This is a genomic window from Marinimicrobium locisalis, from assembly GCF_039822625.1.
Taxonomy (GTDB): Bacteria; Pseudomonadota; Gammaproteobacteria; order Pseudomonadales; family Cellvibrionaceae; genus Marinimicrobium; species Marinimicrobium locisalis.
Map to the genome: position 1 here is coordinate 101,011 of NZ_JBDLLG010000018.1, position 8,140 is coordinate 109,150.

The window sequence follows — 8,140 nt, forward strand, 5'->3', positions numbered from 1 at the left end:
GGAGAGCGCGCAAGCTGTTCAAAGCGCGTTTTTTGGACTAACTTTAAGGCACCAGGAACCGAGTAAGGCAGGGTCTTGAAAAGGGTTCCTGCCTCGCCACAACCACTTGGAGAGCCCGAACATGACGGTCGAAAGAGCGCAGCAGGAGAAGAGAGACTTCATCCGCATGAAGATTGACACGCCACTACGGGCCCAGATTACGGGAAACGGCATTGCGGCGGAGGGTCTGTGCCATGAGCTCAGCGGCGGCGGCATGAAAATTGCCACCGAACACTACCTGGAGCCCGGCACCGAGCTAGAGGTCACCATCACCTCTGAGCACGGCCACAGCCCCACGCTGAGGGCCAAGACCAAAGTGGTGCGAACGGAATCGGACGGGAGCCTTCATCGCATAGGCCTGGAGATACTGGAGATCCTCCACTAGGGATCCCAGCGGCCCGCGGACCGAGTAAACCGGCAATCATCCAGTCGAAAGCAGCGGGAGCGGGCCGAACAGATGAAACCAAGAGTCGCGACTCAGAAAGGGTCGCCCTCTTCCTCGTCGAAATCGCCATATTCGGACATATCCATGTCTGAGCCGAAGCTATCTTCCACCTCACCGTCCTTAATCAGGTACTCCCGGCGCTGTAAATAAGCGTCGCGAATAAAGGTGTAGTGGTCTCCGGTTAGTTGCTCTTCCAGGTCCATCAGCTGGGAGCGACGATTGATGTAATACATGGCCAGCGTGCTGTTCTGGGTCGGAGTGTGGTCGATATGGTAAATAGGGGACATAAGCGACTGCACCGGCAGGCCCACCGTGTCCCGGACGGTACTTGAACCAAAAAACGGCAGGACCACATAAGGGCCGCGATCAAACCCCCACAAACCCAGCGTCTGGCCAAAATCTTCCTGACCATCACTTGGCAAACCGAGCCGGGAAGCGACATCAAACAACCCCGCAATGCCCACCGTGGAATTCACCAGAAAGCGTCCCGAATCGCGCAACGCGGACCCCGGCTTGCCCTGGAGAACGCCATTCAAGGCGCTGGGCACCTCACTCAGGTTTTGGAAGGCATTGTTGACCCCGAGCTCCACCACCTCAGGCGCCACAAACCGGTACGCCTTGGTGACCGGTTTGAGGAAAAAGCGGTCAACCGTCATGTTGAATCCGTGCACCTTGCGGTTGAAGTCCTCCCACGGGTCTTCAAATTCGTCCGCATGCGCCGGGACCATGACCATCGACAATAACGCCAAGAGCATGGCAACCTTAGTCCATGGTCTGTCAACCAGGCGGAAGGTGATCACTAACACTACCTCGATTTAAGCCGGCGGCCGGAGGCTCGCCTGTAAGACATTTGATTCAGGGAGGGCCGGGTTCGTATCGTCCTTAGCGCGGCGATGACTCGGGCACAACTCCTGTACGCCAGTGTAACGGGGGATAATAGCATTGGTCTGTTAAAAAGTGTTAGCCCCGGGACAGGTCACTACGCCCCGGGGCCGACTCCGCCGCTAGAACTTGAGCTCCATGCCTACGCCCAAGTAGTCATTATCGCAACCGACGCCGCCACAGCCCCAGTCGTTGGTTTCGTTGGTGTAATAGCCAAAGAGCTTGGTCTTGGCGCTCAGACGGTAGTCCGCGCCAAGGCTGACCGACTCGCCCCCGCCGTTATTGATATCCGAGCTGCCCGCCTGAGCCTTCAGGTCCCAGTTTTCATTCAGGTCCCACAGAACCGAGACCAGAGCGCCATCTTCATCGATAAAGCCGTCATCGTAGGTCTCAAACAACGCGCCGACGTGAACCACGGAAATTGAATATCGCGCCACAAAGCGTGCCACGTCCGCATCGGGAATCACGGCCCCCTCTTCCATCACCACGTCCCGGTCCACTGCCGCGGCCAGATACAACGGCCCCCGGTCGTAGCTCACCGAGGCGGAAATACCAGGGTCAACACCATCTTCTTCATAGGTGATGTAGCCAATAGCCCCGGAGAAGTACTCCCCCACCACCGGGCTGCGGTACTGAACCTGGTTGCTGCGGCGATTTTCACCGGCGAAAAGGTATTTAATATCCCCTTCCAAGTCATTAAACAGGTCCACCTTGTTCTGCGCCTTCTTCAAAGGGGTGTCAATCCGCCCGGCCAGCAAGGTACCGGCCTTGCCCCGCAGTCCCACGTAAATATTCCGCTGACTGAAGGTTTCGCCATCACCACCACCGTCATCGACGTTGGTTTGATACTCAAACTGGAAAATGGCTTCGAGCCCCTCTCTTAGGGATTCGGAGCCCTTGACTCCGATTCGGGAGCTGTTGCTCACCAGCTCTGCCTTGCTGTTGCCTGTTTCATCGGCGTGCTGTAAGGCCACATTGCCCTTGCCGTAGACTTGAACATCAGCCACCGCCACAGCGGGAAAGCTGGCGGTCAGTACCAGGGGCACCAAAACTTTTTTCATGAAAGCTCCTATTTTCTCTTCAGTAAGGGCTTATCGCGCCGAAAGCCGATAAGTAAACGGATGGGACGCTCGGACGAGGGTCTCCTCGGGCCGGGCGTATTTTACGCAACTCGGGCCGAACATGTCATTTGGATGTCGTATTTGTGTCCACCAGGTGACTATTCTATGTCTTTTAAGTGACATTTTTGTTACAAAGCCCTCTCCGCCAAGGCTGGCGCTTACTTTGGAGGCGACGAGCAACCTTTCGCGTTTTCCCGGGTAAGCAGCTACAGTAATAACGAAGGAGGTGACGAAGGGTTTTTCGGGCTCGACTCATAGGCAGGCCTGTGTAAAATGGATAGCTTGGGCTAGATTACCAGTCTCCGTCGACACTTACGGACCATGCATGGCTAAACCGTTGAAAGTACTGTTCATTGAAGATTCAGAGGCCGACGCCGAGTTGACCACCGCCGAGCTCATGCGAGGCGGATTCGCTCCCCAGTCCCTCAGGGTGGAAACGGCCGGGGAGCTACAGGAGGCGCTCCGAGAGCACTGGGATCTGATTATCTGCGACTACCGGCTCCCCCGCTTTAGCGCCGAAGACGCCCTCGCCACCCTCAAGCGAAGCGGCCTCGACATCCCTTTCATCATTATGTCGGGCGCCGTTCAGGCGGAAGACACCGTCGCCCTGCTCAAACAGGGTGCGCACGACTTCATGGACAAGTACGCCCTCGCCCGGCTGTTACCCGCCGTGGAGCGGGAGCTGCGCGAGGTAGAGATACGGCGCAAGCGCCGGCGGGCCGAAGAACGCGTGAGGGTGCTGTCGCGCGCCGTGGAGCAGAGCCCGGTGTCCGTGGTGATCACCAACCCCGAAGGCCAGATCGAGTACGTCAACCCCCGTTTCGAGCAGCTAACCGGCTACACCGCCGGAGAGGCTACGGGCCGCAACCTAGGGTTCACGCTGCTCGACCAGGACAGTGCCAGCGCCCTGACCGAGCTGTGGTCCACGGTCAGCAGCGGCCGGGAGTGGAGCGGTGAGTTTTGCAGCGCCCGGCGCGACGGCCAGCTACTTTGGGAACAGGTCAGCGTTTCCCCCCTGACCGACTCGGATGAGCAGATCACCCACTATGTGGTCATCAAAGAGGACATTACGGTGCGCCGCAGCTACGAGGAACAGCTGCTGCGCCAGGCTCACTATGATCAGCTCACCGGGCTCGCCAACCGCGTCCTGATGATAGACCGGCTCAACGTGGCGCTGGAGAGCGCCAATCGCAATGGCCACAAATGCGCCCTGCTGGTCATTGACCTGGATCACTTCAAGAACGTCAACGACAGCCTCGGGCACAGCATCGGTGACAACCTCTTAAAAGAGTCCGCCGGTCGATTGAGCGGCTGCATCGGCGGCGGCGATACGCTGGTTCGCATGGGGGGAGATGAATTCGTGGTGATCCTCCCCAAGGTAGAATCCGCCCGGGAGGCCCAGCGCGTGGCCGAAGCCATCGTTCAGCAGTTCGAGCGCCCGTTTACCATCATTGGCAAGCAGTACCGAGTAACCGCCAGCGTCGGCATTGCCTTTTACCCGGAAGACGGCAAAAACCCCCACCTGGTGCTAAGGAATGCCGACCTGGCCATGTACAAAGCCAAGGACCTAGGGCGTAACCAATATCACTTCTTTACCGAAGACATCAACCGGCAATTGATCGAGCGTCTCGAACTGGAAGAACGGCTTCGCGAAGTTTTGAAGCGAAACGAGCTCGTACTGTATTACCAACCGATCTATTCGTTGCAGCACGGTTTTATCACCGGGCTCGAAGCCCTGGTTCGTTGGCGCCAGCCCGATGGCACCATTTGGGCTCCCAACCGGTTTATCCGAGTAGCGGAAGAGATTGGCGTGATACAGGCGATGGACAACTGGGTGCTGAAAACGGCGCTACGCAGCATCGCCCCCTGGCTGGCCAGCGGCGGAAGCGACTTGCGTCTGTCTCTAAACATTTCCTCCCAGCAACTTCAGGTTCCCGACTTTCACCAAAATGTAGAGGAGCAACTAGCCGCTCACGGCGTCGCGCCCCAGCAATTGGAGCTGGAAATTACTGAGCGTATGCTGGTGGATAACTCCAGTGCCACGCAGCAAAATATCGAGGCGCTTTGCCAAATGGGAGTACGCTTATCGATTGATGATTTCGGCACGGGCTATTCTTCCCTTGGTTATTTGCAGAACTACCCTTTCCATACCTTAAAGATCGACCGCAGTTTTGTTTGCAACATCGGGGTCAATAGCAACACCGCCCGGCTGATTGATACGATTATTACTATGGGACACGGTTTGGGGATGGAGATCGTGGCAGAAGGTATTGAGTCAGACCAGGAACGCCAGTTTCTGAGCGCTCACGGCTGCGACCAGGCTCAGGGGTATCTGTTCAGCCACCCTCTTCCCATGGACCGGCTACGCCCGTTATTGGAACAGTCGATTGAGGCCACCCCGATGTCCAAAGCCGGGCAGGCCAACGAACCCTAAAAAAACTCCCGCTTTTGGCGGGAGCTAAAGGGTCGCCTTTGCGACAAGGTTCACTATTTATCAGGTTCTACCTCACATCGGCGCCATCACTCGCCAACCCATCGCGCGAGCTCTCGCCTCCAACTCCCGAGCGCCATTGACGACCGTGGGGCAGCCCACTGCTCGCAGCATGGGGAAGTCGGAAATATCATCCCCATAGGCATAGCACCGCTCGGGGTTACACTGCCGCTCTGACAGAAACTCACCGATGGCTTCCGCCTTGCCCGAGCCGATGGTTTGCGGAGACAACACCTCTCCCGTATAAAGCCCTTCGCGTACAACCAGCCGGGCCGAGAGAATGTGTGGCACTCCTAATTCCCGGGCGATCGGTTCAAGCAGAGCGGGAAATGACCCCGAGACCAGAACAATCTCACGCCCCTGGCGCTGGTGCATTTGCAGCTCCGCCAGCGGCCGTGGGTGATAGAAGGGCGCCGCCAAATGTCGCTGGTGCTCAAACCATTCCTGGCCCATTGCCTTTACCCGCTCGGGGTCCCTACCCGAAAAGTGCTGGTAGTAAAGGCGGTTGAGGAACTCCCTGGACGCCCCCGAGTGCGAGTGCTGACGTAAATCTCTCTCGTAGCGGGCTCGCCCGAGCTCATCCCCCATCCGGTCATACCAGAAGGTTTGAAAGCTGAGCATGCTTTTGACGGAAATCAGCGTTTCATCCACATCAAAGAACGCACAGGTACCACCGATGCGCTTTTCTTCTTCATATTTCATGGCTCGACTCCTTATAGGTTCTCTACTTTCTGAATGTCCAGCTCTTGGTTTTCCAAGTTGGCCGCCACTTCACGCATAAAGTGAGCTTGCGTCTTTGACGCCATCATGCCTTCGCGCTTATTGATCCGAGAACGTTCCATGGCTGAGAACGACATAGTGAACTCTGAGACGGTTTGCCCGCACTGCTTCACCACGGTTTCAGCCGCAAAGTGCAGCCGCTTGGGGTTGTCGGTACTGCACTCAACCATCTTCGCTTCAATCACAGCACCCAGCGGGAACGTATAGTGGCTGTACTGAACGGACAGGGCCTCAAACACAAAGGAGTAGTCGATGCCATTTTCTGGCATAAGGTAAGCTTCCGCGATGGCCAACATCCCTTGACGCGCGGCTTCAATCAACACCATACCCTGAACGTGTTGGCCGCTGAGATGATCGCCCATCAGTTCACAATCTTCGTCCACCATTAGGTGCATTTGAAACTCGGTGGCATTCAACCGAGTTGGGGTGGAAACCAGAACGTTTTCAGGGCGGTGCTTGTGCGTAAGCGCTATGGGTGCCCGCTTGGGCAGGTTGTGCCAGAGGCTGAAGTCAAAATGGGAGAGATTGGGGGACTGGCTTGCGTCCTCCAATAGCTGGCTAACCGCCTCCTCATTTAGGCCCTGGCCTGGCACCAATACGGTGCGGCCTTGGTGGGACAGCAGAGGGATAGAAAGCGTCAACAAACCCCGCAAGTTTGACAAGGTAATGACATCTTTCCCACGGGCGTACGCCGCAAATTTGTCACCTACAACCAACAGAATACGATTAGACATAATAGAACACCTCAAAAATTAACAAGAATGAAATAACACGGCAGCGTCAAAACGCTGTCACGCCCTTGCATTCTTGCAAAAAAGCGTCCTCTAAAGCCCCAAAACGGCACTTCACCCCTCACCCCACCGGTCTTTAGGCGTCAAATTTACGTCTAACCCCATGAATTAATTGGCTTTTCCTTCGTTGAAAGTGAGTGGAAATTAGCCGTTAAATGATTGCGCGAAAATTCGCAGCGAAGACCTTTAAGCCTTATACTATTCGTCGTACTCATTGATTCAGCGTTACCCCCAAAATCCGAGGGAAACGGCCCCACGAAAGACACTGCTAATAAGTCGTGGAACGCGTGAAGTAATACAGAAAAATATGACAACTCGGAAACGGAGTGCGTTAATGCACATTTATAATACATATATGCGGGCCTTACTTTTATCGCTCCCTCTACTCGGCCTTTCCAGCCTGGGTCATACTGAACCGCCGGAGCCGACCGAAGGCAAAACTGTGACCTTCGTCACCATTGACGCGGTACCCTGGGCCGCCAAGCACCCTGAAACCGGTGAACCCTTTGGCGCTTTTGTGGAAATTGTCGAGGCTCTGGAACAACGAACGGGCCTCAATATCGAGACGGCACTGACGCCCTTTGCCCGCATTGACCGGGAAATGGAAACGGGCAGCCATGACTGCGCCATGTCCATACCGCGAGACAAAAGCCTTGTGGTTCATGGCGAAACCCTGGTCACCCACGACATTGGGGTGGTATCGCTTAAAAACTCTCCGCTGGGGACTCGCTCGGCCCTGCGCAACAAGCGCCTGTCGATTCCCCGGGGGTCATCGATTTCCCAGGTACTGGAGGGCGATTTTAATTTGCAGGTAGAGCATGACACCAATTACCTCATTGCCCTACACAAACTGCAGCGCGGGCGAGTCGATGGCGTCGCTGGCGCCGTTCCCACCATTTTTTATATTGCCCGCAAGAACAATATGTACGACATGTTGGCGCCGCCTGTTAAACTATCGGACGTCCCGCTGATGCTCCAATGTTCTCGGAAATCAGACAATTTGGACCTCCTCCCCGTGCTCAATGAAGCCATTCGCTCCATGGGCAAGGATGGCTCACTCAAGGCGATTACCGACAAGTATGACTTCTAGTTCAGCATGATGTGGCAGTACTTCCGCTATATATCTCTTTCCGCCTATAAGGGTCTGGGAATAGGGAAACGATTATTATTTCTAATCATTTTCTTTAGCTCCCTCATTACTCTAATCGCGACGGGCATTCAGTTATACACTGACTATCGTCGTGATCTGGGCATTATCAAAACTCGGCTTAATGACATAGAGAGCAGCTATCTAGTGCCCGTCCATAAACGGCAATTTTTCAGATAGTTGCCGGTTTTCCTCATTGGCTGTCAGCACTACGCTGCTCCCAACTTTGGGGGCGGCGACTCTTCCGCCACAACTGCTCAAAACGCATCCAATTTGACAAGTGCAACGCAGCCGTCTCCCTGCCAACCCCTTGCTGACCACTCTTCCCCGGCGCTATTTAAATCAGTCGCAACGCTATCCGCTGCTCAACCTGACCAACCTCGTCAGGTTGTAACTGATCACCGATGCCCAGACAAATGACATAAAGCCGTCTTCGCCTTTCCA

7 protein-coding genes are annotated in these 8,140 nt (G+C 55.6%); 3 read left to right on the forward strand and 4 right to left on the reverse strand.

Annotated elements, in window-relative coordinates:
- Nucleotides 1-121 precede the first annotated feature (121 nt).
- The gene (locus AAE514_RS12640; protein ID WP_347331908.1) at nt 122-424 is read left to right on the forward strand and encodes a PilZ domain-containing protein; all 303 of its coding nucleotides are present in this window, start codon (nt 122-124) and stop codon (nt 422-424) included.
- Between the two features lie 92 nt (nt 425-516).
- On the opposite strand, the gene AAE514_RS12645 is transcribed toward AAE514_RS12640, so the two are convergent.
- Together AAE514_RS12645 and AAE514_RS12650 are read right to left on the reverse strand one after the other, a co-directional pair.
- Complete coding sequence (locus AAE514_RS12645; RefSeq protein ID WP_347331909.1) at nt 517-1,239, reverse strand: MlaA family lipoprotein; 723 nt, start codon at nt 1,237-1,239, stop codon at nt 517-519.
- A 249-nt stretch (nt 1,240-1,488) separates the two neighbouring features.
- Nucleotides 1,489-2,427 (reverse strand): porin, encoded by a 939-nt coding sequence (locus tag AAE514_RS12650; RefSeq protein ID WP_347331910.1) that lies wholly within the window; start codon nt 2,425-2,427, stop codon nt 1,489-1,491.
- Between the two features lie 385 nt (nt 2,428-2,812).
- On the opposite strand from AAE514_RS12650, the gene AAE514_RS12655 reads away from it, so the two are divergent.
- Nucleotides 2,813-4,921: a putative bifunctional diguanylate cyclase/phosphodiesterase gene (locus tag AAE514_RS12655; protein WP_347331911.1), complete on the forward strand. Its 2,109-nt coding sequence runs from the start codon at nt 2,813-2,815 to the stop codon at nt 4,919-4,921.
- Nucleotides 4,922-4,993: 72 nt separating this feature from the next.
- On the opposite strand, the gene AAE514_RS12660 is transcribed toward AAE514_RS12655, so the two are convergent.
- Together AAE514_RS12660 and AAE514_RS12665 are read right to left on the reverse strand one after the other, a co-directional pair.
- Nucleotides 4,994-5,680, reverse strand: coding sequence for an HAD family hydrolase (locus AAE514_RS12660; RefSeq protein WP_347331912.1), 687 nt, complete (start codon nt 5,678-5,680; stop codon nt 4,994-4,996).
- 11 nt (nt 5,681-5,691) lie between these two features.
- Entirely contained in the window at nt 5,692-6,492 is an 801-nt protein-coding gene (locus tag AAE514_RS12665; RefSeq protein WP_347331913.1) for an AfsA-related hotdog domain-containing protein, read from the reverse strand.
- Between the two features lie 391 nt (nt 6,493-6,883).
- On the opposite strand from AAE514_RS12665, the gene AAE514_RS12670 reads away from it, so the two are divergent.
- Entirely contained in the window at nt 6,884-7,639 is a 756-nt protein-coding gene (locus tag AAE514_RS12670; protein WP_347331914.1) for a substrate-binding periplasmic protein, read from the forward strand.
- Nucleotides 7,640-8,140 lie beyond the last annotated feature (501 nt).

Excerpts from the sequence above, each read along its gene's own strand:
- AAE514_RS12640 (WP_347331908.1), top strand. The coding sequence starts at position 122 with ATGACGGTCGAAAGAGCGCAGCAGGAGAAGAGAGACTTCATCCGCATG.
- AAE514_RS12645 (WP_347331909.1), bottom strand. The coding sequence starts at position 1,239 with ATGCTCTTGGCGTTATTGTCGATGGTCATGGTCCCGGCGCATGCGGAC.
- AAE514_RS12650 (WP_347331910.1), bottom strand. The coding sequence starts at position 2,427 with ATGAAAAAAGTTTTGGTGCCCCTGGTACTGACCGCCAGCTTTCCCGCT.
- AAE514_RS12655 (WP_347331911.1), top strand. The coding sequence starts at position 2,813 with ATGGCTAAACCGTTGAAAGTACTGTTCATTGAAGATTCAGAGGCCGAC.
- AAE514_RS12660 (WP_347331912.1), bottom strand. The coding sequence starts at position 5,680 with ATGAAATATGAAGAAGAAAAGCGCATCGGTGGTACCTGTGCGTTCTTT.
- AAE514_RS12665 (WP_347331913.1), bottom strand. The coding sequence starts at position 6,492 with ATGTCTAATCGTATTCTGTTGGTTGTAGGTGACAAATTTGCGGCGTAC.
- AAE514_RS12670 (WP_347331914.1), top strand. The coding sequence starts at position 6,884 with ATGCACATTTATAATACATATATGCGGGCCTTACTTTTATCGCTCCCT.